The following is a 24,224-nucleotide window of genomic DNA, read 5'->3' on the forward strand; positions in this document are numbered from 1 at the left end:
TTCGCCCCGGAATCGGTGACACAGGTGGGCTGTAAACGGTTACGCGGTGACGCGCAGCACCGAGCGCAGATGTTCGGCGCTTTCCCATACCTGGTCGACGGGTCCCTTTTCCTTGGGCTCCGCCGTGAGAATGGTGTCCTGTTCCAGGACGTACCAGCCGTCGTATCCGCAGGCGGCGAGACGGGTGACGATGGCCCGCACGTCGACGTCGCCGGCGCCGAGCGGGCGGTACATGCCTTCGCGTACGGCCTCGGTGTAGGTGAGACGGCCGGACCGGACCTTGGCGGCGAGGGAGGCGTCCACGTCCTTCATGTGGGTGTGGGCGATGCGCTCGGGCGCCTGCCGGGTCAGTTCGGCGGGGTCGGTGCCGCCGATGAGCAGGTGCCCGGTGTCGAGGCAGAGGGAGATCGACGAGTGCTCCAGGACGCGCCGGACCTCCTCGCCGTTCTCGATCATCGTGCCGACGTGCGGGTGCAGGACGGCCCGTACCCCGCGCTCGGCGGCCAGCGCCGTCAGGCGGTCGAGGTGGGACAGCAGCAGCTTCCAGCCGTCGGCGTCGAGTTCGGGCCGGGAGTCGTAGCCGTCCTGGCCGGTGATGGCCGACAGGACGAGGACCTCGGCGTGGGAGGCGGCGTAGCTCTCCAGGAGCCGTTCCGCCTCGGGCAGCGGGTCGTGGCCCGGGACGTGCAGCAGCAGCGGGGTGAAGCCGCCGACGGCGTGCAGGTCATGGTGGGCGAGGACCTCAGCCATGGCGTCCGGCTCCGCGGGCAGGAAACCCTCGGGGCCGATCTCGGTGGCGACCAGGCCGACCTCGCGCATCTCCTTCAGCACCCGTTCGGGCGTCAACTGGTAGCCCCAGTCGGGCACTTCGCATACGCCCCAGGAGATGGGCGCGCCGGCGATCCGGTCGAGCGGTGAGGTGGTCATGCCGTGGCCTTTCGGTGGTGGTCGGAGTCCGGGCCGGGGTCGGCGACCGCGGCCGGCCGACGGCCCGCGAGGACGTCCGCCGTCCCGGCGAGCGCCACGGTGCCCACCGTCGAGCCGTCGAACGGCGACGTGACCTCCCGAGTCCGCGCGGTTCCCCTGGCCGCCTGCCGGCGACTGCCGATCAGCAACTCCACGGGCGCCCTTGCCCTCTCCGTTCAGGAAGCGGTCAGCACACGGCCGTTGGCTGTGCGACGCCTCCGCGGATACCGGTGGTGTCGCTCAGCCAACGGCCAGGCCGTTTACGTGTCCGCAACGCTAGGTCCGCCGGGGGAAGGTTGCGAAGCCCCCGAACCAATCAATTCGCCATCATCACGGCCATCATTTATCCATCATCATGGAGAACGTCACGCCCCGGCACAGGGGATCCCCCGGTGAAGGCCCCTGGGGCGCCGCGCCGGGACGGACCGTCCTCGATGACGGTAGGCGGGGCCGGCCCCGCCTACCGTCCGCTGGCCGCCAGACGGGCCGGTCTCACTTCAGGTGTCGGTCCAGGAACCGGCACCCGTCCTCCAGTTCGAACCACGGGGTGCCGGTGTGCCCTCCCAGATTGGCGTGCAGCGTCTTCTCCTTGCTGCCGAAGGCGTCGAACAGGTCCAGGGCCCGTTGCCGGGGGTTGCCTTCGTCGTCCCACTGCAGCAGGTACAGCAGCGGGACGGTGACCTGGCGGGCCTCCTCGCGCTGGGCCCGGGGCACGTACCCCCCGGCGAAGAAGCCCGCGGCCGCGATGCGCGGCTCGGCCACCGCCAGCCGAATGCCGAGGGCGGTCCACCCACCGGAGTACCCGACCGGGCCGCCGATCTCGGGCAGTTCGAGGAGGGCGTCCAGAGTGGTCCGCCATTCCGGAACGGCGTTCTCGACCAGCGGGCCGATGAAGGACTCGAAGATCTCGTCGACCGGCTCGCCGGCCCGCATCGCCCGCCGGAGGTCGGCACGGGCCTGATCGTCGGCGGCGGAACGGGGACGGTCACCGCATCCGGCGGCGTCGATGGTGGCCACCGCGTAGCCGCGGGCCGCGGTGTACCGGGCTCGGGCCACCAGCCGGGGTTCCGCCTTGGGCAGGCCGTTGTTGTGGGCCATCAGAACCAGCGGGGCCGGTGCGGATCCAGTCGTCCACAGGGTGCCGGGGATCTCGCCGAGGGTGAATTCGCGCTCGAGGACGCCGTCGTCGAGGCGCTGTTCGGAAGTGAATTGCACGATCGTGCCTTTCGGGAGTGCGCTTGAACGGCGCTCCCGGACGACCTATCGCCCGACCGTGACCCCGGAGGGGAGCACCCATGTCGATACTGCGTTCACGGGTACCACCTCCTCGTTCTCTCGCACGGCCTCCGGGAAACTAGCAGCGGCCGCCGCGGTCCGCCAACAGGTTTTCGCGACCGCCGAGGAGGCGCCGGACTCGATCGGACCACTCACCTGCCCCCCTGCCCGATGGGGCCCGCATCCGCTGCCGGTCCCCGGAAGGGCTCAGCGCGGATCGATCGCCGCCTCGGCTGCGGTCCTGATCCGGGCACCGAAGGCCGCGGCGTCCTTGCGTGCGGCGGCGAGCGCGAGGCCGACTGCCACAGCGATCACTTCACCGCCGGCTACAACCCCACGATCTGGTTCCACCGCTTCGCGAAGTCCACGCGTTCGGTCGACGTGATGTCACGGGCGATGGCCAGGCGCTTGCGCATCGTCGTGTTCGGGAAGATCAGGGGGTTCTCGGCGAGGGCCGCGGTGTCCTTGTCCTTGGAGGCGGCGAGGACCTGCTGGGCCGCCGGGACGGGGCAGACGTAGTTGACCCAGGCGGCCAGTTCGGCGGCCACCTCCGGCTCGTAGAAGTAGTCGACGAGACGTTCCGCGTTGGTCTTGTGGTCGGCGCGGTCCGGGATCATCAGGGAGTCCGACCAGAGCTCCGCGCCCTCCTCGGGGACGAGGAAGCGGATGTCGGGGTTGTCGGCCTGGAGCTGGATGACGTCGCCGGAGTACGCCTGGCAGGCCAGGACGTCGCCGCTGACCAGGTCCTTGGTGTAGTCGTTGCCGGTGAAGCGGCGGATCTGGCCGCGGGCGACCTGCTTCTCCACCTCGTCGCAGACGTCGTAGAAGTCGTCGGCCGTCCACTTGGTGATGTCCACGCCGTTGCCCTGCATCAGCAGCGCGAACGCCTCGTCGAGGCCGGAGAGCAGGGTCACCCGACCCTTGAGGTCGCTCGCCCACAGATCCTTGACGTGCCGGATCTCGCGGCCCAGCTTCCGGCGGTTGTACGCGATGCCGGTGATGCCCGACTGCCACGGCACCGTGTACAGGCGGCCCGGGTCGAAGGCGGGCGAGCGCAGCAGCGGGTCCAGGTACTTCGCCACGTTCGGCTGGTGGGCGCGGTCCATCTTCTGGACCCAGCCCAGGCGGACGAACCGCGCGCACATCCAGTCGCTGATGACGATCAGGTCCCGGCCGGTGGACTGGTGGTTCATCAGCGCCGGGCTGATCTTGCCGAAGAACTCGTCGTTGTCGTTGATCTCCTCGATGTAGTCGACGGAGATCCCGGTCCGCTTCTCGAAGGCGTCGAGGGTGGGCCGCTTGTTCGGGTTGTCGTCGTCGACGTCGATGTACAGCGGCCAGTTCGCGAAGACCAGCTTGTGGTCCTGGGCGGACAGGTCGGTCACCGTGCGGTCGCCGGCCTTGACGTAGGCGGCGGGCACCCCGCAGCCGGCCAGGGCGCCGAACGCGGCGGTGCCGCCGAGCGCGCGCAGCAGGGAGCGACGGGACAGCTCGGGCGTTCGCGAAGGATTCAGGGGCACACCTGAAGCATGTCCCGCCTCCCTGTGGCCGGGCAATCGACGCTGCGTCGAGCCCCCTGACACGGACCGGACACCTTGTCGACGACCTAGGTCAATACGGCGTTACGCACCCGGTGACGGTGACCAGGGGCCGACAGCAAAGCGCTGCCCGGGGGGGCCTCAGCCCCCCGGGCAGCGCCATGTACCTGGGGGCGCGGGCCCCCGTCGATGTGCGGCTCCGCCGCGTGGGCGCGACCAGCCCCCAACGCACCGGCACCCGCACCCGCACCCGAAATAAGGCCTACGCGTCCAGCGACGTCATCACGTGCTTGATCCGCGTGTAGTCGTCGAACCCGTACGCCGACAGGTCCTTGCCGTACCCCGACTTCTTGAACCCGCCGTGCGGCATCTCCGCGACCAGCGGAATGTGCGTGTTGATCCACACGCAGCCGAAGTCCAGCTTCTTGGACATCCGCATCGCCCGGCCGTGGTCCTTGGTCCACACGGAAGACGCCAGCGCGTACTCCACGCCGTTGGCCCACTCGGTGGCCTGGTCCTCGTCCGTGAAGGACTGGACGGTGATGACCGGTCCGAAGACCTCGTTCTGGATGATCTCGTCGTCCTGCTTGAGCCCGGAGACGACGGTCGGGGCGTAGAAGTAGCCCTTGTCGCCGACCCGCTGCCCGCCGGCCTCGACCTTGGCGTGGGCGGGGAGCCGCTCGATGAAGCCGGAGACCTGCTTCAGCTGGTTCGGGTTGTTCAACGGCCCGAACAGCACGTCCTCGTCGTCCGGCTGGCCCGTCTTCGTCTCGGCCGCGGCCTTCGCGAGCGCGGCGACGAACTCGTCGTGGATGGACTCCTGGACGAGGACGCGGGTGGCGGCCGTACAGTCCTGGCCGGCGTTGAAGAAGCCGGCGACGGAGATGTCCTCGACGGCCTTGGCGATGTCCGTGTCCTCGAAGACGACGACCGGCGCCTTGCCGCCCAGCTCCAGGTGAACCCGCTTGAGGTCCTTGGACGCGGACTCGGCGACCTGCATGCCGGCACGCACGGAGCCGGTGATGGAGGCCATCGCCGGAGTCGGGTGCTCGACCATCAGACGGCCGGTGTCACGGTCGCCGGTGACGACGTTGAAGACGCCCTTGGGGAGGATGCCGCCGATGATCTCGGCCATCAGGACGGTCGACGCCGGGGTGGTGTCGGACGGCTTCAGCACGACCGTGTTGCCCGCGGCGAGCGCCGGGGCGAACTTCCACACGGCCATCATCATCGGGTAGTTCCACGGCGCGACCTGCGCGCAGACGCCGACCGGCTCGCGGCGGACGATGGAGGTCATCCCCTCCATGTACTCGCCGGCCGACCGGCCCTCCAGCATCCGCGCCGCGCCCGCGAAGAAGCGGATCTGGTCGACCATCGGCGGGATCTCCTCGGAGCGGGTGAGCCCGATGGGCTTGCCCGTGTTCTCCACCTCGGCCGCGATGAGGTCCTCGGCGCGCTCCTCGAACGCGTCGGCGATCTTCAGGAGGTGCTTCTGGCGCTCGGCGGGCGTGGTGTCCCGCCAGGCCGGGAAGGCCGCGGCGGCGGCCGCCATGGCCGCGTCGACGTCCGCCGCCCCGGACAGCGGCGCCGTCGCGTACGCCTCGCCCGTCGCCGGGTTGACCACCTCGGTGGTCCGTCCGTCGGCGGCGTCCCGGAACTCACCGTCGATGTAATTGCGCAGACGACGCAGCTCGGTGCTCACTGCCGGCCCTCCAAGTTCGGGTGTCCATTGACTGAGACACCCACAGTAATCCGAGGTCCCACGTTTTCAACACCCCCACAGCCGCCACGTCTGCGAAATCCGCAATACCGGGCGCCTCAAACAACGAATTTCATCGATGCGGCCTTGCGGAACCGCCGAGACGTCGTGCACAGTGAGGTCGTGGCCAGTCGAAGCGCAGACCAGAGGGACTCGTCCCGCGAGTCCAGGAACGGCACCCCCCAGTTGGACGCCGTTTCCCTCGCCATCATCCAGCAGCTCCAGGAGGACGGCCGCCGGCCGTACGCCGCGATCGGCAAGGCCGTCGGCCTGTCGGAGGCGGCCGTGCGCCAGCGCGTCCAGAAGCTGCTGGACCAGGGCGTGATGCAGATCGTCGCCGTCACGGACCCGCTCACCGTGGGCTTCCGCCGGCAGGCGATGGTCGGCGTCAACGTCGAGGGCGATGTCGAGTCGATCGCGGACGCGCTGACCGCCATGTCGGAAGTCGAGTACGTGGTGATGACCGCGGGCTCGTTCGACATCCTCGCGGAGATCGTCTGCGAGGACGACGACCACCTGCTGGACGTCATCAACAAACGCATCCGGGCCCTGCCCGGCGTGCGCTCCACCGAAAGCTTCGTCTACCTGAAGCTGAAGAAGCAGACCTACATGTGGGGAACCCGATAACCGTGACCGAGAAGGACCTCAGCCGCACCGCGTACGACCACCTGTGGATGCACTTCACCCGCATGTCCTCGTACGAGAACTCCCCCGTCCCGACCATCGTCCGGGGTGAGGGCACCTACATCTACGACGACAAGGGCAAGCGCTACCTCGACGGTCTCGCGGGGCTGTTCGTGGTCCAGGCCGGTCACGGCCGCACGGAACTCGCCGAGACCGCCTTCAAGCAGGCCCAGGAGCTGGCGTTCTTCCCGGTGTGGTCGTACGCCCACCCGAAGGCCGTCGAGCTGGCGGAGCGCCTGGCCGACTACGCCCCCGGCGACCTGAACAAGGTCTTCTTCACCACCGGCGGCGGCGAGGCCGTGGAGACCGCCTGGAAGCTCGCCAAGCAGTACTTCAAGCTCAAGGGCAAGCCGACCAAGTACAAGGTCATCTCCCGCGCGGTCGCCTACCACGGCACCCCGCAGGGCGCCCTGTCCATCACCGGCCTGCCGGCCCTGAAGGCGCCGTTCGAGCCCCTCGTCCCGGGCGCGCACAAGGTGCCGAACACCAACATCTACCGGGCCCCGCTCTTCGGCGACGACCCGGAGGCCTTCGGCCGCTGGGCCGCCGACCAGATCGAGCAGCAGATCCTCTTCGAGGGCCCCGACACCGTCGCCGCGGTCTTCCTGGAGCCCGTACAGAACGCGGGCGGCTGCTTCCCGCCCCCGCCCGGCTACTTCCAGCGGGTCCGCGAGATCTGCGACCAGTACGACGTGCTGCTCGTCTCCGACGAGGTCATCTGCGCCTTCGGCCGCCTCGGCACGATGTTCGCCTGTGACAAGTTCGGCTACGTCCCGGACATGATCACCTGCGCCAAGGGCATGACCTCGGGCTACTCCCCGATCGGCGCCTGCATCATCTCCGACAAGATCGCCGAGCCGTTCTACAAGGGCGACAACACCTTCCTGCACGGCTACACCTTCGGCGGCCACCCGGTGTCGGCGGCGGTGGGCCTGGCCAACCTCGACCTGTTCGAGCGCGAGGGCATCAACCAGCACGTGCTCGACAACGAGGGCGCGTTCCTGTCCACCCTGCAGAAGCTGCACGACCTGCCGATCGTCGGCGACGTCCGCGGCAACGGCTTCTTCTACGGCATCGAGCTGGTCAAGGACAAGGCCACGAAGGAGTCCTTCAACGACGAGGAGACCGAGCGCGTCCTGTACGGCTTCCTCTCCAAGGCCCTGTTCGAGAACGGCCTGTACTGCCGCGCCGACGACCGCGGCGACCCGGTCGTCCAGCTCGCCCCGCCGCTGATCTCCAACCAGGAGACCTTCGACGAGATCGAGCAGATCCTGCGCGCCACGCTGACGGAGGCGTGGACGAAGCTCTGATCATCCGATCAGCAGCATGATCCGGCCCCGGTGCCGTCCGTTCGAGTGAGAACGGCGGCCCGGGGCCGTGTGCTGTCCGGGCTCGGCTCCCCGACCTGCCTAGCGTGCACGTGACCGATCGGCCCAGCCTTCGTTCCCCCGGACGGGGGATCGGACGCGGGAAAACGGATCAGAACCGAGGTGTACGCCCATGGAGGCCCCGCCGGACAACGACGTGCTGTGGGCACGCTCCCTGCACTTCTGCCACCAGGACGGCTCGCCCGGGGTCACCGGTGTCTCGCTCGGCGTGCGGGAGGGCGAGATCCTCGCCGTCAGCGGGCCGCGCGGCAGCGGCAAGACCACGCTGCTGAGGTGCCTGTCCGGTCTGGTCCCGGCGCAGCACGGCGAGGTCTGGTTCAACAGCACGGCCGTACACCGGATGGGCCCGCTCACCCGCGAACGGCTCCGCCGCGACCGCTTCGGCTGGATCGATCCGGCCCCGGCGCTGGTCCCCGAGCTGAACGTGTGGGAGAACACCGCGCTGCCCCTGATGCTGCGCGGCACCGGCCGCCGCCGGGCCAAGGTGGCCGCCCTGGAGTGGCTGGAGCGCCTCGACGTCGGCGACAAGGCCCGCAGCCACCCGGCGGAGCTCCGGCAGGCCGAACGCCAGCGCGTCTGCATCGCCCGCGCCCTCGCGCCCGCGCCCACGGTCCTCTTCGCGGACGAGCCGACGGCACCGCTGCACCGCGCCGACCGCGCCCATGTGCTGCGCACCCTCACCACGGCGGCCCGCTCGCACGGCATCACGGTCGTCCTCGCCACGCACGACGCGGAGACGGCGGCCCTCGCCGACCGCACGGTCTCGCTCCTGGACGGGCGCCGGGTGAACACGGTCCACCTGCCGCCGGTCCCCGAGGCGGAGGGCCGGGCCGAGTGCTCGCTCTCCGTCTGACCCGCGCCGCCCGCCCGGCAGTCCACCTGCGTCGCCTCCTGGTGGCCACGGCGGCCGCCGGCACGGGCTTCCTGCTGCTGTCCGCCCTCGGCTACGCGATGGTCCACCCGACCCACTCGACGGCCGCGCTGCTGCGCCTGTCGTGGTGCGCGATCCCGCTGGCCGCCACGGTGTACCTGGCGATCGCGGTGGCCCGCACCGACCCCGGCACCAGGCCGCGCCCGGGCCTGTCGGCGCTGGGCCTGGGCCCGGGCCGGCTGATGGCCATCGCCGCCCTGAACACGGCGCTGGCCTGCACCCTGGGCTCGCTGCTGGCCCTGCTGGTCTTCCTCCATCTGCGCGGCGACCTCACGGGCATGCCCTTCGACGGCGCGGCGAAGGACTTCCTGGCGGCGAACAGGTCCCTGCCGGTCCCGGCGGCCCTGACCCTCCTGGCCGTGCTCCCGGTGCTCGCGTCCACGGCGGTGGCGGTGACCCTCCGGCCGAGGGACCTGCCGGGCCCGGCGGGCCGCGCCCGGGCGTACGGCCGTTTCGGGGCCTACGGGAGATCGGCGAAGCGCGAGACCTTCGGCGCCTACGGCCGCTTCGGAGCCCGGTTCTTCCGCGCGCCCGCGGGCGGCCCCCAGCCGACGACCGGCACCCGACCGCTTCCGTCCGCGGGCGGCCGTGCCGCCGGCGACACCCCCTCCGGGGAAGGGTCCCCGCAGGTGCCGGGAAGCGAGGCCCCGCCCACCCCGGCCGCGGGTGACGGCGCGCCGGAAGCCCCGGACCACGTGGCCGGCCTCCCGGCCCTCGGCACCGCTCCCTCCGGCCTGCCCTGGGGCATCGCCGTGTTCGCGGCGGGTCTCGCCGTGGAGTCCTACGCCGGCGCCACCGAAGCCACCCCCCGCACCAGCCTCCCCGGCGGCCTGGCCGTGGGCCCCGTCGGCGTCCTCGCCGGGTGGGCGGTCACCGCCCTCGGCCTGATCCTGGCCGCCCCCGGCCTCACCCATCTCTGCGGCCGCCTCCTCCAGACCGCCCGTCCCGGCGCCCTCCGCCTCCTGGCCGGCCGCTTCCTGATGGCCGAGGCCACCCGTATCGGCCGCCCCCTCGGTGTCGTCTGCGCGGTGGCGTCCGCGGCCTTCGCCGCCCGCACGCTCTACGACGACGGCGACGCCCTCGTCCCCGGCCCGCTCACCACCCTCGGCGGTGCCGTGGTCGCCGGCTGCGCGCTGGCCACTCTCCTGACCGCGGCCGTGGAGGCCCGCCAGGCCCGTGCCGACACCACCGAGGCCCTGCTCCGCCTGGGCGCCCCGGCCACCGTGCTGCGCGGCGCCGCGGCCCTGCGCAGCGGCGCCCTGCTGGCCCTCTTCACCCCCCTCACCCTGCTCGTCGCCGACCTGGCCGCGCTGCCGCTGGCCCGCTGAGAAGCCGTAGGGACATCGCGGCAGAAGAATCCGAATCCACCGATGACTTTCGCACCTCCCTTCGGTCTGTCCCCCCGAACGGCACGACACCCGAGGGAGAGGCCCCCATGTACCAGCAGATGATCTTCGTGAACCTGGCCACCAACGACGTCGCCGCGTCGCGGAAGTTCTTCACGGAGCTCGGCTACTCGATCAACCCGCAGTTCAGCACCGACGACTGCACCTGCGTCGTGATCAGCGACACGATCATCGCGATGCTCCTCGGCAGGCAGCGCTACGCCGACTTCACGAAGAAGGAGATCGCCGACTCGACGAAGACCAGCGAGGTGCTGATCTGTCTGAGCGCGGAGAGCCGCGAGAAGGTCGACGAGCTGGTGGAGAAGGCGGTCGCGGCCGGCGGCACGGCGAACGAGGACGTCCAGGACCAGGGCTTCATGTACGGCCGTTCCTTCGACGACCTCGACGGGCACAGCTGGGAGGTCACGTGGATGGACCCGGCGGTGGTCCAGGGCTGACCGTCCCGGCCCCCGCCCGCTCCGTCTCCACGCGCCCCTACGAATCCCTTCGAATCCCTCTCAATCCGTACGAACAGCTGTGCCAGCATGGGCGGGTGCATCCGACACCCGCCCAGCCGCAGCCCAACCGTGCCGCCCGCGACCGCGAGATCGAGTCCCTCGCCGAGTTCGACGAGGTCGTCGCCGCGCACGGCTCGCTCGCCCAGTACCGCGTCCAGGCCGTCGACCTGACGGACCGTACGGACGCCCTGCTCACCACCGACACCACCGGCGCCGTCTTCCTCGGCTGCCCGATGCCGGCCGAGGCCGCCGCCCGGGTCCGCGCCTCGGGCGCCCTGGTGTTCCCGCCCGTCCCCGACCTCCCCTTCGACCCCTACCGCGCCTTCGTCTACACGCCCGACGAACTGTTCGACGCGCTCGGCGAGGGCTACGAGGCGACCCCGGACGCCCGTTCGTACGCCTGGTTCCAGCGGACCAAGGCGGACGGCGACATATTCGCCTCGATGCTCCGCTCCATCCATGACGACGCGGTCTCCGACGCGCTCGACGAACTCCTCGCCGGCGCCCGGGTGGTGGGCGTCATGGGCGGGCACGCGATGGCCCGCGGCACGCGGGAGTACGCAGGCGCCGCCCGGCTCGGCCGGGAGCTGGCCCGCGCCGGCCTCACGGTGGCGACCGGGGGCGGCCCGGGCGCGATGGAGGCGGCGAACCTGGGCGCGTACGCGGCGCCCTTCGACGACGGGATGCTGGAGGAGGCGCTGGGGCTCCTGGCCAAGGCGCCGTCGTTCCGGCCCTCGGTCACCGACTGGGCGCGGGCCGCCTTCGAGGTCCGCGAGCGCTGGCCGGACGGCGGTCCCTCGGTCGGCATCCCCACCTGGTTCTACGGCCACGAGCCGCCGAACGCCTTCGCCGCGCACATCGCCAAGTACTTCGCCAACGCCACCCGCGAGGACGGCCTGCTGGCCCGCTCCAACGCCGGTGTGGTGTTCCTGCCGGGCGCCGCCGGGACCGTACAGGAGATCTTCGACAACGCGACGCCCAACTACTACGAGTCGCGGGGCGAGCCGACCCCGATGGTGCTCGTGAACGAGGCGCACTGGAGCGAGCGGCTGCCGGCTTGGCAGCTGCTGACCTCGCTTGCCCGGGAGCGGTCGATGGAGTCCCGTATCGCCCTGGTTGACCGGATCGAGCAGGCTTCCGCGGCGCTGAAACGTCTCGGCAGTTAACAAGCAGGTAAAGTCAACGCACGTGGACCGCATATGCATTGACACTACTTACGGCGCACTTATAGACCTGTGAGCCTCTTGGGGTTGCTGATGCCTCACCTCGCGTTGCGTCAACTCCCCCGCAAGCCCCCCGCAGTTATGCACTCACTAAGGACAAACGTGTCCATATCCCGCCGCAGTGCACGTCGTTCCGTGCGCATCCTGGGTGTTGCCTCCGCCTCCGCAGCGCTGGCCCTGGGCGTCTCCAGCAGCGCCTTCGCGTGCAACATCTCCGAGTTCTCCGCCGAAGCCACCTGCGACGGCGCCAATGGCGTCATTACGGTCACCGACACCGACGCCTCCGGTACTCCGGCAACGATCACCGTCTTCCTCGAGAGCAACGGCAGCGACGCGAAGCAGGTCGGCGACGCCCAGACCGTCAAGGGCTCCAAGGCCGGCACGTCGGTCACCTTCTCCGAGGACTGGCAGCCGAACGCGGTGTACCGCGTCCACGTCAAGGTCGACAGTGGCAGGATCCAGATCGACAAGGACATCACGCCCAACCTGACGACCTCGTCCACCGCCTGCAAGGGCGAGGAGAGCTCCAGCCCGTCCCCGTCGGAGTCGGCCACCCCGGCGCCGTCGGAGTCCGCGTCCACTCCGGCCGAGTCCGACTCCGCGACCCCGTCGGCCTCGGAGAGCAGCAGCACCGCCCCGGCGGGCGCGTCGGACAACGCCCCGTCCCCGGCGGTCGGTGAGTCGAACCTCGCCGAGACCGGTGCCAACTCCAACACCGGTCTGATCGCCGGCGTCGCGGGCGCGCTGGTCGTGGTCGGCGGCGGCGCCGTGTGGTTCGGCATGCGCCGTCGTGGGGCGAACAGCGGAAGCTGACGCACCCGTCGTAGTACACCGCCGAGGCCCGTCCCCGTATCCCCGGGGGACGGGCCTCGGCCATGTCCGTCGGGACATCAGTCCAGTACGACGGTCTCCGCCGCGTCGAACTCGACGCCCACCGTGTCCCCGGCCGCCGGCGCCTCCCGCAGCGCGCAGGCCGCCTCCAGCCGGGGGCCGTCCTGGGGCTGGAGGTGGACGGTGACATGGGTGCCCTGGAAGGTGCGGGCGGTCACCGTGCAGGGCAGCCCCGCGTCGGCGGCGACAATTCGTACGCCCGCGGGTCGCACCAGCAGCGTCCGCGCACCCTGACCCGATCCCTCGGGCACCGGCAGCTTCCCCCAGGGCGTCACCGCGGCCGAGCCCTCGACGGTCGCCTGGACCACGTTGCCGAAGCCGAGGAAGCGCGCCACGAACTCGTCGGCCGGCCGCTGCCAGACATCGAGGGGGGAGCCGGACTGGGCGATCCGTCCGTCCCGCATCACCACCACCCGGTCGGCCAGCGCGAAGGCCTCGCCCTGGTCGTGGGTGACCGCGAGCACGGTCGTACCCAACCGCCCGAACAGTTCCCGCAGTTCGACCACCAGCCGCTCCCGCAGCGAGCGGTCGAGCTGGCCCAGCGGTTCGTCGAGCATCAGCAGCCGGGGCCGGGGCGCCAGCGCCCGCGCGAGCGCGACCCGCTGCTGCTCGCCCCCGGAGAGCCCGGCCACCGCCCGCCGGGCGGCCCCCGGCAGCCCGACCAGATCCAGCAACTCGGCCACCCGATCAGCCTGTTGCCCCTTGCCTGCGCCACGCATCCGGAGCCCGAAGGCCACGTTCCCGCCCACGTCCCGCTGCGGGAACAGCTGATGATCCTGGAACATCAGGCCGACCCCGCGCTGATGGGCCGGCACCCGAACCTGGTCCTGTCCGTCGAGCGACACCCGCCCCGCGTCCGGCCGTTGCAGCCCCGCCACCACCCGCAGCAGCGTCGACTTGCCGCTTCCGCTCGGCCCGAGCACGCACACCACCTCGTGCTCGGCGACCTGGAGGTCCACGGCGTCGAGCACTGGCGGGCCGCCGAACCGCACGGTGGCCTGCTCCAGTTCGAGAAGCGGCATCAGAACTCCCCCGTCCGGTCGGTCCGCAGTCGCTCCAGTACCAGCAGCGCCACCGCGCACACCACCATCAGAATCGTGGAAAGGGCCATCGCCTGGCCGTAGTTGAGATCACCGGGACGGGACAGCAACCGTGCCACGGCCACCGGCAGCGTCGGGTTGTCCGGCCGGGCGATGAAGACCGTGGCCCCGAACTCCCCCAGCGACACCGCGAAGGCGAAGCCCGCCGCGACCAGCAACGCCCGTCGCACCATCGGCAGATCGACCTCCCGCCACACCCGCCACGGCGAGGCCCCGAGCACGGCCGCCGCCTCCCGCAGCCGTTCGTCCACGGCACGCAGCACGGGCAGCATGGTCCGCACGACGAACGGCACCCCGACCAGCGCCTGCGCGAGCGGCACCAGGATCCAGGACTGCCGCAGATCCAGCGGTGGCTTGTCGAGCGCGATCAGGAACCCGAAGCCGACGGTCACGGCGGACACCCCGAGCGGCAGCATCAGCAGCGCGTCGAAGCCCCGTACCAGCCGCCCCGCGTCCCGCCGGGCCAGCGCGGCGGCGGCGAGCCCGCCGATCACCACGGCGATGGCGGTCGCGGCGACGGCGTATTCGAGCGAATTGACCACCGATTGAATCGGCGCGACCAGGAAGGTGCCCCCGTCGGCGTCACCCAGCGCCCGGTAGTAGCCGAACCCCCCGTCGAGCGACCGCCGTACCAGCACGGCCAGCGGCAGCACGAGGAGCACGGTGACGGTGGCCAGGACCGCGCCGAGCAGCGCCCACTGCCCGGCGCCGCGCGGCCGGCGTGCCGTCACCGACGGGTCCACCAGCCGCAGCGCGCTCTCCCGCCGCCGTACCGTCCACGCGTGCACGGCGAGGATCGCGCCGACCGCGACGAACTGCACGATCGTGAGGACGGCGGCCGTGGAGAGGTCGAAGATCTCGGAGGTCTGCCGGTAGATCTCCACTTCGAGGGTGGAGAAGGTGGGCCCGCCGAGGATCTGCACCACACCGAAGGAGGTGAAGGTGAACAGGAAGACCATCAGCGCCGCGGCGGCCACGGCGGGCACCAGCGCGGGCAGGGTGACCTTCCGCCAGGCGCCCAGCGGCGAGACGCCGAGCATCCGCGCGGCCTCCTCCTGCCGCGGGTCCAGTTGGGCCCACAGCCCGCCCACGGTCCGTACGACGACCGCGTAGTTGAAGAAGACGTGCGCGAGCAGGATGGCCCAGACGGTGGTGTCCAGCCGTACGCCCCACAGCTCGTCCAGCAGTCCGCCACGGCCGACCAGCGCCAGGAACGCCGTACCGACCACCACCGTCGGCAGTACGAAGGGCACCGTCACCACGGCCCGCAGCACCTGCTTGCCCGGGAAGTCCAGGCGGGCGAAGACATAGGCGGCCGGCAGCGCCGCCAGCAGGGTGAGCGCGGTGGAGGCGAACGCCTGCCAGGTGGTGAACCACAGGACGTGCCGGATGTCGGACTGGCCGACGACGTCGCCGATCCGCCCGAACCGCCACACCCCGTCGGCCTTCAGCCCGCGCGTGACGATCGCCGCGACCGGCCAGGCGAAGAAGACGGCGAAGAACGCGACGGGCACGGCCATCAGGCCGAGCCGCGCCACGCTCCCGCGCCTGCCGGCTGCTCGAGTACCGGCTACTTGAGTACGAGTGAGGTCCACGTCTTGACCCACTGGTCACGGTTGGCGGCGATCTTGTCGGGCGCCATGGTCTCGGGGTCCTTCGCGGCGGGACCGTACTTCGTGAACTCGGCGGGCACGCTCGCTCCCGCGAGCACCGGATACACGAACATGTTCAACGGCATGTCCTCCTGGAACTCCTTGGAGACCAGGAAGTCGATGAGCGCCTTGCCGCCCCGGGTGTTGCGGGCGTTGCTCAGCAGCCCGGCGAACTCGATCTGCCGGAAGCAGGTGCCGGTCGCGACGCCGGTGGGCGCGGTGCTGGGCTTCGGGTCGGCGTAGATGACCTCGGCGGGCGGGGAGGAGGCGTACGACACGACGAGCGGCCGGTCGCCCTTGGCCTTCTTGCCGCCGGCCGAGCCGGAGAACTCCTCGTTGTAGGCCTGCTCCCAGCCGTCGACGACCTTGACGCCGTTGTCCTTGAGCTTCTTCCAGTAGCCCTGCCAGCCGCCGTCGTACTGGGCGGCGCTCCCGAGCAGGAATCCCAGCCCCGGCGAGGAGGTGGCCGCGTTCTCGGTGACGAGGAGGTTCTTGTACTGCGGCTTGAGCAGATCAGCGTAGGAAGTGGGCGGGGTCAGCTTGTGCTTGCTGAAGTAGGCCTTGTCGTAGTTGACGCAGATGTCGCCGTAGTCGATGGGCGTGACCCGGTGCTTGCCGGCGTCGAGCTGGTAGTCCGTGCCGACCTGGTCGAGGCCCTTGGCCTGGTACGGCTGGAAGAGGCCGTTGTCGAGGGCCCGGGAGAGCAGGGTGTTGTCGACGCCGAAGAAGACGTCGCCCTGCGGGTTGTCCTTGGTCAGGATCGCCTTGTTGACGGCCTGGCCGGCGTCGCCGTCCTTGAGGACCTTCACGTGGTAGCCCGACCGCTTCTCGAAGTCCTGGAGCACGCTCTTGGAGACGGCCCACGAGTCGTGGCTGACCAGGGTGACGGTCTTGGAGTCCGCTGCCGAGTCACCGGACGACCCGCACGCGGACAGCGTGACGAGACCGAGCCCGACGGCCGCGGCCAAGAAGGTCTTGGTGTGCACTGGTGTTTTCCTCCTGGGGTGGACCAGGAAGAGACGCGGCCCCACCCGGTGGAACCACCCGGGCAGGGCACAACAGCTTGAGTGATGACCGAACTTCCTACCCAGAATGACCTGGGCGAGGTTCAGAGGGTCTGCGGCCCGATTGCCGCACTCTCAGCGCTGTGGCGCTCCCCTGTCGGAATATGAAGATGTCGATATGAAGATGCCAGTGTACGAAGATGTCGACGTACGAAGGTACCGACGTACGACGATGTCGACGTAAGACGATGCGCGTCGTACGACGATGCCGTCGTACGACGATATGGCTGTACGGCCCTCAGATTACCGCTCGGTGGCCGCGAGCTGACCGCACGCTCCGTCGATCTCCTGTCCGCGGGTGTCCCGGACCGTGACGGGCACACCGTGCGCGGCGATCGCCTCGACGAACGCCTTCTCGTCCTCGGGCCGCGAGGCGGTCCACTTCGAGCCCGGCGTCGGGTTCAGCGGGATGAGGTTCACATGCACGGGCTTGCCCTTGAGCAGGCGGCCCAGCCGGTCGCCCCGCCACGCCTGGTCGTTGATGTCGCGGATGAGGGCGTACTCGATCGACAACCGCCGCCCGCTCTTCTCCACGTACTCGAACCCGGCGTCGAGGACCTCGCGCACCTTCCACCGCGTGTTCACGGGGACAAGGGTGTCGCGCAGCTCGTCGTCGGGGGCGTGCAGGGAGATCGCGAGCCGGCACTTGAGGCCTTCGTCGGCGAGCCGGTGGATGGCCGGCACGAGCCCGACCGTCGACACGGTGATCCCGCGCTGCGACAGGCCCAGCCCGTCCGGGGCCGGGTCGGTCAGCGCGTGGATGGCGGTGACGACCCGCTTGTAGTTGGCGAGGGGCTCGCCCATGCCCATGAAGACGATGTTGGAGAGCCGCGCCGGACCGCCGGGCACCTCGCCGTCCCTGAGCGCCCGCATCCCGTCCACGATCTGGTGGACGATCTCCGCGGTGGACAGGTTCCGGTCCAGGCCCGCCTGCCCGGTCGCGCAGAACGGGCAGTTCATCCCGCACCCCGCCTGTGAGCTGATGCACATGGTCACCCGGTCCGGGTAGCGCATCAGCACGGACTCGACGAGCGTGCCGTCGAAGAGCCGCCACAGCGTCTTGCGGGTGGTGCCCTCGTCCGTCGACAGATGCCGGACGACGGTCATCAGCTCGGGGAACAGCGCGTCCCGCAGCCGGTCCCGGGAGCCGGCCGGGATGTCCGTCCACTGCTCGGGGTCGTGCGCGTACCGCGCGAAGTAGTGCTGCGAGAGCTGCTTGGCACGGAACGGCTTCTCACCGATCTCGGCCACCGCGTCCTTGCGCTCGGCAGGCGTGAGATCGGCAAGATGCCGCGGCGGCTTCTTGGCTCCGCGCGGCGCGACAAAGGTTAGTTCTCCGGGCTTAGGCATAACCCTTCCAGTGTCGCAGATCCAATCGGGTGACCTGCGGCTGTCGCGGGCGACTGTCGTTAGTAGTCGTCGCCGGTCGCCACTGAGCGGCCTCGGACGGCCAGGGACGGCTCAGCGAAGATCACTCGTCGGCTGCCCGCCACTCATCGAGCCGGACCTTGACCTGGTGGTTGTGGGCGACGTGCCAGATGACCTCCCCACTGACGAAGGCCCCGAGGGCTGGGAGGTCCGTCCCGAGCGGCATGGCCGTGATCTCCGCGAGCGCTATGGCGTACGGCACGCCGTCTATACGTATGAAGACCCCGAAGCGCTGGCGACCGACGACCTCGCCGGTGACCCGGGCCTCGACGGGCAGAGCCGCGACGGTTGCCTCCCAGCTCTCCCGCACCAAGTCCGCGGCCGGCAGCTCGGGGCCCGAGGGCCAGGCGTACTCGTCCATCGGTAGATCATGACGCCCCGGGACCGGCGCTTAGAAGATGCGGGCACGCCCCAGAGGCCTGGCCCAGCACATCCGTGCCACTTCCGCGACAAGCTGCCGGGTGCTGGCGCCGTCCGCGCTCGTTGCCGTCATTCGAGGGTGCGAAGACCGCGCGTCCGAAAGAAGCGACGCCCCGCCCGGAGGGCCAGGACCAGCACCGTGACCGCCAGCACAACGTTGAGAGTGTCCACGATCATGACGACGGAGTGGGGCGCGAGCAACAGGCTCGGCACCTTGCCGCCGATCATCCCCAGGCCCATGAGGAGAGGGAGCCATGCCCGAAAGAAGCGCATGTCCTGATCGGGACTCGCTCCCTTCCGAACCTTGGTCCGCTCCCACCACCGGCTGCCGATACTCGCGAAAACCAGCACGCACCCCATCGCGACTACGGACCAGTCCATGAACCGCAGCATCACATCTCCTTGATCGGCAGACGGATCTTCCTCCCGCGGGTGATCGCGGTCAATGGCCGGCGTCCCACCGCGGCCCTGGCCCCTTGTGTCCTGGAGCTGTGCGCGGCACCCCGGGCACGCTCAGACCCTGCGACACTCGTTTACGAGTTCGATCTCCCCTCGGCGTGGTCGGGGCTCGCCTCGTGAACCGATGCATACGTGACTGCTGTGTGCCGCCGCCGTCCTGGGTCGTTGATGTCAGGTGTGGATGTCAGCGGGAGATCCCGCGGCGCAGATGCTCGGTTACTTGCCGCTGCCTTCGGCGAGGGTGTGGGCGACGAGCGCGTTGGCGTGGCCGTGGCCGAGTCCGTGCTCGGTCTTGAGCCAGGTGACGAGTTCCATGTGCTTGGTCAGGGGCGAGGTGCGGATGAGTTCCTTCCACTCCGCGATCGGACGGCCGTACTTCTTCTCGATCGAGGGGAAGTAGGTGGCGGGGCCCTTCACCGGTGCCGTCATGAGCGTTGTCCTATCTGTCTTTTTCGAAGAGTTCGTGGTTGCTGTTTCTGCGCCCGGCAGGCCGGGGGGATGTCGCTAGTTCTGCGAGGCCGGGAGCGCGGTGGCCAGCCGGACGGTGATCGCGGTCAGCCACAGCAGGCCGAGGGCGGCTGCGGCGGTGAAGGCCAGCACGGTGGCGGAGGACGCGGCGAACCCCGCGAGGACGCCGAGCGGCACCAGGCGGGAGCCCAGGACCCAGCCTCGCTGTCGCTCGGCGGCGAAGTGGCGGGCCAGCATCAAGAAGGATGCGCACAAGGCGAGGAAGCCCACCACGGCACTGAGCATGTGGAGCGCGCCGTGCCAGCTCAGGGAGGCTGCCGGGGTCTCGGGGGTGCCGACGGGGAATCCGGCGCCCGGGTCGGCGGTGAATACCGCGGCGAGGAGGAACGAGGCACCGAAGGTGCGGATCAGTCGCGGCGCCCAGCGGCCTTCGGCTGTGCCGGCCAGCGTGCGGCGGATTCCGGCGGCCCCGGCGATGACCAGCGCACCGGTCAGCAGGAAGCTCGTGACCTGGATCGATCCCAGGTCACCGAGGCTGAGCTGGCTGATCGCGTTGCGGGTGAAGTCGAAGCCGTTGCGAGCCAGTCCCTGGACTGCGCCGGCGCCCAGGAACAGCGGACCGGCCGCGATGCCCCCTGCAAGCAGGACCCGCGTCTTCGGCCGCCTCGTCGGGACAGAGGCGGCAGCGGCCGGAGCGCCGATGGCCTGAGTCATGGAATCCCCCCGAATAGAACTAGACGGTCTGGTACCCGCTCGGAACCAGGCGCTAGAGTAGCTACGAAAAAACTAGACTGTCCAGTACTAATGAGGGGATGGGTCATGGCCGCGAGCGAGGAGGGCCGGTCGGCACGCAAGCACACGGCGATCATGGAGGCGGCGACCAGCGTGTTCATGGCCAAGGGCTACGCCGGGACCAGCATGGACGACATCGCGAAGCTCGCCGCGGTCTCCAAGCAGACCGTCTACAAGCACTTCACCGACAAGGAGAAGCTGTTCACCGAGATCGTCCTTGCCACCACCGACCGCGTCGAGGCCATGGTCGACCTGGTGGCCGACATCCCGGCCGACGCCCAGGCCCTCGAAGACAACCTCACCCACCTGGCCCGCCAGTTCCTGACCGCCCTCACCCAGCCCGAAGTACTCCAACTCCGGCGCCTGATCATCGCCAACGCCGACACGTTCCCCCAACTCGGCGCCGCCTGGTACCAGCAGGGCTTCGAACGCGTCCTGGCCACGCTCGCCACCACCTTCCAACGGCTCGACGACCACGGACTCCTCCGCATCGCCGACCCCCACCTGGCCGCCAACCACTTCTCCGGCCTGGTGCTCTGGATCCCCGTAAACAAGGCCATGTTCCACGGAAGCCCGCAGCACACGCAGGACGAACTCGACCACTACGCGACCGCCGGTGCCAGGGTCTTTCTCGCCGCCTACCGCTGACCTCAGCGAGGACTTCCGGAGCCGATCACTTAGCGGAGCGACCGCTTCGTCCCGAAGCAACTTGGGTGCGGGCTATGTCTTGGGCCATCGAGTCCTTCACCTGCGCTGATGGTCCGCAGACGTTCGCACTCGTCCGCCGTTGTTCGTCGGCGTTGTCACGCAGTCAGACACGCAGACGAGTTTGGCTCCAACGTATTGAGCCCCGGCCTGCCGCTCCGACCTCAGCCCTTCTGCCCCTTGAGAACACTTGAGGCAAGGTCGTCGACAGAGCGACGCAGCTCTCGTTCTATGCCTCCCTGATGCGGAGCTGCTGTTGCATCGCACCACTCACGAGCTTGCAGACGTTCGTCTCGCTGACGCCGGAAAGAACAGCAGTTCCCTGTCCAGACGCCGTGGCGTTCACCGACCCAGACGAGTCCGCCATGACGTAGCCAATGCTGCCGCCGGCAGCTGGACAGCACGCCGCGGTAAGGACCAGCAGGCTCGTCACTCGGACACGTTGACGCTTGGCGGCGGGCTCAGCCGCTTCCTTGGGGGAGAGCGCGCCCGTGCCGCTCTCGTGAGTTGAGGTGTCCTCGCTGACCATGGCGAGAGCAGCACACCAGCTCACAGCTGATGTCTTGGCGATGCCTGATCGTTACCCAGCAACCCTTGAGCCATCAGCTTGGGAAGTTGCGGCACTCTGGGGTCAGTTGGTGGGCCGAACTGAGCGAACGGGTGATGCGTGGCTCTGGACGCTCGGTTGCTTTCACCGTGGGTCCCCGCTGTTCCCCGCTCGATCTGGTGCGGTTGTGGTGCGGGGTGAGGATCGCGGGAGCAGATGGGTCCCCGTCTCCGACGGCTCACGTGCTGGGGGCGCGAAAGGTGACCTGTCGGCGCGCGGCCTCATCGATCTCGTCGAGGGTGATGAGAGGGGTGGCCCGGGTGTGGAGGGCTCCGCTGGCCTTTACGGTGAGGCTGACCGCGGCCATGGAGACCGAGTCGGGGAAGTCGACGATGAGCACGATGTCATCCTCCCCGAAGGCGAAGTACATGGCCTCGACCTGCCCGCCGAGGCCGGTGACGACTTGTTCGACGGCGGCGCGGCGGCCGCTTGCGCCTTCCTTGAGCAGCCCCTTGGTCCCCTCGGGCGTATAGGTGGCCTGAATGAGGAACTTCGGCACAGGCGTGCCTCCTGCCGATCGATTGTCCGGTGTGCAATGGCCTTCCCGCTGTCGCATCGACCACTACGTGCGGACCGATTGGATTCACTCGTTGGAACCCGCGCCTCGTTCTGCTGATCACTGTCGAGGAGGTGCAGTAGCGCCGAGTGGCATCCGGCCGCACAAACGCGAAGACCCCGTCGTCAGCGTTTCCGCTGGTGACGGCGCCTTGGTGCGCCTCGTGCAAGGTGCCCCGGCAGGATTCGAACCTGCGCACACGGCTCGGAGATCGCTGGCCCTGCGGCCATAGGAGCTGGTCACAGTGCTGACAGGTCGCGTCGACGTACCACTTGGCCGCGAAGCGGCCGCTTCTCTTCCACCGACAACTGGCCCTTTCGTACCGGTTGAAAGGCCGTGAACGGGGCTGACCGAGACGGACCGCGGCCTAGGCGGAGTGCTGGGCTCGGATGGCCCGTGCCTGCTCCCTCGGCCTTGGCTCGCGCGTGTTGCCGATCCGTCGTGTCGCGAGAGGCTCAGGACTCGGTCAGCAGGGCAGGAGTGAGCGCGCCCGGCGGAGCGGAGCGCAGCCGGCTTGTTGCCCTGGCGGAAGCCTGACGGTCCGAAGGTGACCGCTCGCCTCCTGTTCACGAACACCGCGAGCGGGCTGGTCTGGCGCAGCAACTTCAACATCCAGGAGTGGAAGCCCGCGTTGGCGGCGGCCGGCCTCATCCCGGATGCCGGGGGAGACGGCAACTACGTGGCGGCTCGCGAGCACGGGATGCACGCGCTGAGGCACTTCTACGCCTCGGTGCTCCTCGACGCCGGCGAGAGCATCAAGGCCGTGAGTGAGTACCTGGGGCACTCCGACCCGGGCCTGACGCTGCGGGTGTACGCGCACCTGATGCCGTCGAGTCAGGAGCGTACGAGGAAGACCGTGGACCGGGTGCCCAACGGCCCGCGTGAGCCCGACGGCCCAGACACGGCCCAGTGACCTGCGACTGTCGCTTCTGGCACCTGTCGTCGCAGGTCGTCGTCGATCACCCGTGGACACTCACAGACGGATCGGCCGGCGGGTCGCGTCCTCGCATCAGGTTCAGTGCGGTGCGTCGCCGTTGTTCTCGTCACCACGTCACGGGCAGGGAACGTGGTCCGCGGATCAGGCCCTGGCGCTGGAACTCGACCTCCTCGGCGGGCACGGCCAGCCGGATGCCGGGGAAGCGGGTGAGGACCGAGCCGATCATGATCTCGGCCTCCATACGGGCCATGATGGCGGCCATGCAGTGGTGCGGACCGTGGCCGAAGGCCAGGTGGGGGCCGTCGGTGCGGTCGAAGTCCAGTTCGTCGGGGTCGGTGAAGACCGCGGGGTCGCGGTTGGCGGCGACGTACGCGTTGTAGACGACTTCACCGGCGCGGATCAGCTGGCCGCCGACCTCGACGTCCTCGATGGCAACCCGCGGGATGCCGACGCCGTTGCGGTGCGGGACGTAGCGGAAGAGTTCGTCCACGGCCTTGGGGAGCAGTTCCGGCTCGCGGCGCAGTCGCTCCAGGTGGCGGGGGTGGGTGAGCAGCGCGTACATCATCGAGCCGCTGTTGTTGCGGACCGCGTGGCCGCCGCTGACCTGGATGGCGGTGGCCAGGGAGATCGCCTCGTCGCCGGTGATCTCACCGGACTCGGTGGCCAGTGCCAGCACTCCGGCGAGGTCCTCGCGGGGCTCCTCGCGACGGTGCTGGAGCAGTTCGGCGATCCGGGCCCGGGTGGTCCGGGCAGCCTCCTTCGCGCGCTCCTCGGCGTCGGCGCCGGCGGACAGCAGGGCCTCCCCGGTCGCCGCCCAGCGGTGCCAGTCCTTCTCGTCGACGCCGAGGAAGTCACGGATCACGGCGATCGGGAAGGGACCGTGGAGATGCTCCATGAGGTCGGCCGGCGGCCCGGCCGCCGCCATCCCGTCGAGCAGTTCGGCGGCCCGGCGCTCGGCCATCGGCCGCAGCCGCTGCATGGCCCGCCCGGTGAACGCGCGGGCGACGACCCGGCGCAGCCGGTTGTGCCGGGGCGGGTCGATGTACTGCAGGCCCGCCGTCTGCGAGGCCACGGGCTCCGGGCGCATGCTGGTGACGTCGCGGCCGACGACCTGTTCCCGGGAGAAACGGGGGTCGGAGGTGACGAAGCGGCAGTCCTCGTACCGGGTGATCAGCCAGGCGTACCCCTCGCCGTGCGCGAGTTTGATCCGGGTGACCGGCTCGTCCCGCAGCATCTCGTCGAGGAACGGGTCGGGGTCGAGGGCGGGCAGGTCCTCGACGGGCCAGAACCGCACCGGAGGAGGCGGGGTCTGGGGCGGGGCGGAGGCCTGGGCCGGGTCGAGGGGCATGGGCACACTCCTGCGCGTCGGAGACACAGCGTCCTCACAGGGAGTCTGCCTCCCACCGGACTGACCCTGCGATTTCTGCTGCGTCATCCGGGGCCTACAAGCCGTCGAGCCCCCGCCCTGCGAAGGGCGG

At 69.9% G+C, this 24,224-nt stretch carries 23 protein-coding genes and 2 pseudogenes; 9 read left to right on the top strand and 16 right to left on the bottom strand.

Going from position 1 to position 24,224, the window contains the following annotated elements; all coding sequences use genetic code 11:
* Positions 1 to 39 precede the first annotated feature (39 nt).
* From ACZ4N4_RS35530 to ACZ4N4_RS35555, 6 genes and pseudogenes are all read right to left on the bottom strand, one after another.
* Complete coding sequence (locus ACZ4N4_RS35530; protein ID WP_467596653.1) at positions 40 to 927, bottom strand: sugar phosphate isomerase/epimerase family protein; 888 nt, start codon at positions 925 to 927, stop codon at positions 40 to 42.
* Positions 924 to 1,121 (bottom strand): hypothetical protein, encoded by a 198-nt coding sequence (locus ACZ4N4_RS35535; RefSeq protein ID WP_453576160.1) that lies wholly within the window; start codon positions 1,119 to 1,121, stop codon positions 924 to 926. The genes ACZ4N4_RS35530 and ACZ4N4_RS35535 overlap by 4 nt, the downstream gene beginning before the upstream one ends.
* 337 nt (positions 1,122 to 1,458) lie before the next feature.
* Positions 1,459 to 2,181 (bottom strand): dienelactone hydrolase family protein, encoded by a 723-nt coding sequence (locus ACZ4N4_RS35540; protein ID WP_453576163.1) that lies wholly within the window; start codon positions 2,179 to 2,181, stop codon positions 1,459 to 1,461.
* 267 nt (positions 2,182 to 2,448) lie between these two features.
* A pseudogene (locus ACZ4N4_RS35545) lies at positions 2,449 to 2,544 on the bottom strand (SRPBCC family protein); the annotation flags it as partial.
* A gap of 23 nt (positions 2,545 to 2,567) precedes the next feature.
* Complete coding sequence (locus tag ACZ4N4_RS35550; RefSeq protein WP_467596657.1) at positions 2,568 to 3,761, bottom strand: ABC transporter substrate-binding protein; 1,194 nt, start codon at positions 3,759 to 3,761, stop codon at positions 2,568 to 2,570.
* Between the two features lie 280 nt (positions 3,762 to 4,041).
* Positions 4,042 to 5,481 carry a gamma-aminobutyraldehyde dehydrogenase gene (locus ACZ4N4_RS35555; RefSeq protein ID WP_453573637.1) on the bottom strand — a complete coding sequence of 480 codons (1,440 nt, stop codon included), beginning with the start codon at positions 5,479 to 5,481 and terminating at the stop codon, positions 4,042 to 4,044.
* 165 nt (positions 5,482 to 5,646) lie between these two features.
* Between ACZ4N4_RS35555 and ACZ4N4_RS35560 the strand changes: the two genes are divergently transcribed.
* The 7 genes from ACZ4N4_RS35560 to ACZ4N4_RS35590 all read left to right on the top strand — a co-directional run bounded on the left by ACZ4N4_RS35560 (position 5,647) and on the right by ACZ4N4_RS35590 (position 12,480).
* Positions 5,647 to 6,165, top strand: coding sequence for an Lrp/AsnC family transcriptional regulator (locus ACZ4N4_RS35560; protein WP_089098474.1), 519 nt, complete (start codon positions 5,647 to 5,649; stop codon positions 6,163 to 6,165).
* On the top strand, positions 6,150 to 7,532 hold the full coding sequence (locus ACZ4N4_RS35565) for an aspartate aminotransferase family protein (RefSeq protein WP_453573635.1): 1,383 nt from the start codon (positions 6,150 to 6,152) through the stop codon (positions 7,530 to 7,532). The genes ACZ4N4_RS35560 and ACZ4N4_RS35565 overlap by 16 nt, the downstream gene beginning before the upstream one ends.
* A 190-nt stretch (positions 7,533 to 7,722) precedes the next feature.
* Positions 7,723 to 8,463 (top strand): ABC transporter ATP-binding protein, encoded by a 741-nt coding sequence (locus tag ACZ4N4_RS35570; RefSeq protein ID WP_453573633.1) that lies wholly within the window; start codon positions 7,723 to 7,725, stop codon positions 8,461 to 8,463.
* Positions 8,445 to 9,869, top strand: a complete 1,425-nt coding sequence (locus ACZ4N4_RS35575) for a hypothetical protein (protein WP_467596661.1) — start codon at positions 8,445 to 8,447, stop codon at positions 9,867 to 9,869. Before ACZ4N4_RS35570 ends, ACZ4N4_RS35575 begins: the two co-directional genes overlap by 19 nt.
* Positions 9,870 to 9,976: 107 nt before the next feature.
* A complete protein-coding gene (locus ACZ4N4_RS35580; protein WP_450766842.1) occupies positions 9,977 to 10,384 on the top strand; it encodes a VOC family protein in 408 nt (135 codons plus the stop codon).
* A 95-nt stretch (positions 10,385 to 10,479) separates the two neighbouring features.
* Positions 10,480 to 11,610, top strand: a complete 1,131-nt coding sequence (locus tag ACZ4N4_RS35585; RefSeq protein WP_467596664.1) for an LOG family protein — start codon at positions 10,480 to 10,482, stop codon at positions 11,608 to 11,610.
* Between the two features lie 138 nt (positions 11,611 to 11,748).
* Positions 11,749 to 12,480, top strand: coding sequence for an LAETG motif-containing sortase-dependent surface protein (locus tag ACZ4N4_RS35590; RefSeq protein ID WP_467596667.1), 732 nt, complete (start codon positions 11,749 to 11,751; stop codon positions 12,478 to 12,480).
* A gap of 77 nt (positions 12,481 to 12,557) precedes the next feature.
* Here the strand turns inward: ACZ4N4_RS35590 and ACZ4N4_RS35595 are convergent, their stop codons facing one another.
* The 8 genes from ACZ4N4_RS35595 to ACZ4N4_RS35630 all read right to left on the bottom strand — a co-directional run bounded on the left by ACZ4N4_RS35595 (position 12,558) and on the right by ACZ4N4_RS35630 (position 19,863).
* Positions 12,558 to 13,580, bottom strand: a complete 1,023-nt coding sequence (locus ACZ4N4_RS35595; protein ID WP_467596669.1) for an ABC transporter ATP-binding protein — start codon at positions 13,578 to 13,580, stop codon at positions 12,558 to 12,560.
* Positions 13,580 to 15,178 carry an ABC transporter permease gene (locus tag ACZ4N4_RS35600; protein WP_467597054.1) on the bottom strand — a complete coding sequence of 533 codons (1,599 nt, stop codon included), beginning with the start codon at positions 15,176 to 15,178 and terminating at the stop codon, positions 13,580 to 13,582. The genes ACZ4N4_RS35595 and ACZ4N4_RS35600 overlap by 1 nt, the downstream gene beginning before the upstream one ends.
* A 50-nt stretch (positions 15,179 to 15,228) precedes the next feature.
* Complete coding sequence (locus tag ACZ4N4_RS35605) at positions 15,229 to 16,296, bottom strand: thiamine ABC transporter substrate-binding protein (protein ID WP_467596672.1); 1,068 nt, start codon at positions 16,294 to 16,296, stop codon at positions 15,229 to 15,231.
* A gap of 321 nt (positions 16,297 to 16,617) precedes the next feature.
* Positions 16,618 to 17,724 carry a dual-specificity RNA methyltransferase RlmN gene (rlmN, locus tag ACZ4N4_RS35610; protein WP_453573618.1) on the bottom strand — a complete coding sequence of 369 codons (1,107 nt, stop codon included), beginning with the start codon at positions 17,722 to 17,724 and terminating at the stop codon, positions 16,618 to 16,620.
* A gap of 121 nt (positions 17,725 to 17,845) precedes the next feature.
* Positions 17,846 to 18,163 carry a hypothetical protein gene (locus ACZ4N4_RS35615; RefSeq protein WP_467596675.1) on the bottom strand — a complete coding sequence of 106 codons (318 nt, stop codon included), beginning with the start codon at positions 18,161 to 18,163 and terminating at the stop codon, positions 17,846 to 17,848.
* Between the two features lie 128 nt (positions 18,164 to 18,291).
* Positions 18,292 to 18,615 carry a hypothetical protein gene (locus ACZ4N4_RS35620; RefSeq protein ID WP_467596678.1) on the bottom strand — a complete coding sequence of 108 codons (324 nt, stop codon included), beginning with the start codon at positions 18,613 to 18,615 and terminating at the stop codon, positions 18,292 to 18,294.
* Positions 18,616 to 18,897: 282 nt separating this feature from the next.
* Entirely contained in the window at positions 18,898 to 19,110 is a 213-nt protein-coding gene (locus ACZ4N4_RS35625) for a DUF4287 domain-containing protein (RefSeq protein WP_467596681.1), read from the bottom strand.
* A gap of 75 nt (positions 19,111 to 19,185) precedes the next feature.
* Complete coding sequence (locus ACZ4N4_RS35630) at positions 19,186 to 19,863, bottom strand: DUF998 domain-containing protein (RefSeq protein WP_467596684.1); 678 nt, start codon at positions 19,861 to 19,863, stop codon at positions 19,186 to 19,188.
* A gap of 105 nt (positions 19,864 to 19,968) precedes the next feature.
* Here ACZ4N4_RS35630 and ACZ4N4_RS35635 point away from each other — a divergent pair, with 105 nt between their 5' ends.
* Entirely contained in the window at positions 19,969 to 20,589 is a 621-nt protein-coding gene (locus ACZ4N4_RS35635; protein WP_453573605.1) for a TetR/AcrR family transcriptional regulator, read from the top strand.
* 842 nt (positions 20,590 to 21,431) lie between these two features.
* Here the strand turns inward: ACZ4N4_RS35635 and ACZ4N4_RS35640 are convergent.
* Positions 21,432 to 21,752, bottom strand: a complete 321-nt coding sequence (locus ACZ4N4_RS35640) for a GYD domain-containing protein (protein WP_453573599.1) — start codon at positions 21,750 to 21,752, stop codon at positions 21,432 to 21,434.
* 574 nt (positions 21,753 to 22,326) lie between these two features.
* Here ACZ4N4_RS35640 and ACZ4N4_RS35645 point away from each other — a divergent pair.
* Positions 22,327 to 22,722 (top strand): annotated as a pseudogene (locus ACZ4N4_RS35645) (tyrosine-type recombinase/integrase); the annotation flags it as partial.
* A 130-nt stretch (positions 22,723 to 22,852) separates the two neighbouring features.
* Here ACZ4N4_RS35645 and ACZ4N4_RS35650 read toward each other — a convergent pair.
* Positions 22,853 to 24,094, bottom strand: a complete 1,242-nt coding sequence (locus ACZ4N4_RS35650) for a cytochrome P450 (RefSeq protein WP_467596688.1) — start codon at positions 24,092 to 24,094, stop codon at positions 22,853 to 22,855.
* Between the last annotated feature and the right edge of the window lie 130 nt (positions 24,095 to 24,224).

Source organism: Streptomyces sp. NPDC026538, assembly GCF_055567535.1.

Coding starts and splice junctions, on each gene's coding strand:
- ACZ4N4_RS35530 (WP_467596653.1), bottom strand. CDS start 927: ATGACCACCTCACCGCTCGACCGGATCGCCGGCGCGCCCATCTCCTGG.
- ACZ4N4_RS35570 (WP_453573633.1), top strand. CDS start 7,723: ATGGAGGCCCCGCCGGACAACGACGTGCTGTGGGCACGCTCCCTGCAC.
- ACZ4N4_RS35580 (WP_450766842.1), top strand. CDS start 9,977: ATGTACCAGCAGATGATCTTCGTGAACCTGGCCACCAACGACGTCGCC.
- ACZ4N4_RS35590 (WP_467596667.1), top strand. CDS start 11,749: ATGCACTCACTAAGGACAAACGTGTCCATATCCCGCCGCAGTGCACGT.
- ACZ4N4_RS35595 (WP_467596669.1), bottom strand. CDS start 13,580: ATGCCGCTTCTCGAACTGGAGCAGGCCACCGTGCGGTTCGGCGGCCCG.
- ACZ4N4_RS35600 (WP_467597054.1), bottom strand. CDS start 15,178: ATGGCCGTGCCCGTCGCGTTCTTCGCCGTCTTCTTCGCCTGGCCGGTC.
- rlmN (WP_453573618.1), bottom strand. CDS start 17,724: ATGCCTAAGCCCGGAGAACTAACCTTTGTCGCGCCGCGCGGAGCCAAG.
- ACZ4N4_RS35615 (WP_467596675.1), bottom strand. CDS start 18,163: ATGGACGAGTACGCCTGGCCCTCGGGCCCCGAGCTGCCGGCCGCGGAC.
- ACZ4N4_RS35620 (WP_467596678.1), bottom strand. CDS start 18,615: ATGCTGCGGTTCATGGACTGGTCCGTAGTCGCGATGGGGTGCGTGCTG.
- ACZ4N4_RS35625 (WP_467596681.1), bottom strand. CDS start 19,110: ATGACGGCACCGGTGAAGGGCCCCGCCACCTACTTCCCCTCGATCGAG.
- ACZ4N4_RS35630 (WP_467596684.1), bottom strand. CDS start 19,863: ATGACTCAGGCCATCGGCGCTCCGGCCGCTGCCGCCTCTGTCCCGACG.
- ACZ4N4_RS35635 (WP_453573605.1), top strand. CDS start 19,969: ATGGCCGCGAGCGAGGAGGGCCGGTCGGCACGCAAGCACACGGCGATC.
- ACZ4N4_RS35650 (WP_467596688.1), bottom strand. CDS start 24,094: ATGCCCCTCGACCCGGCCCAGGCCTCCGCCCCGCCCCAGACCCCGCCT.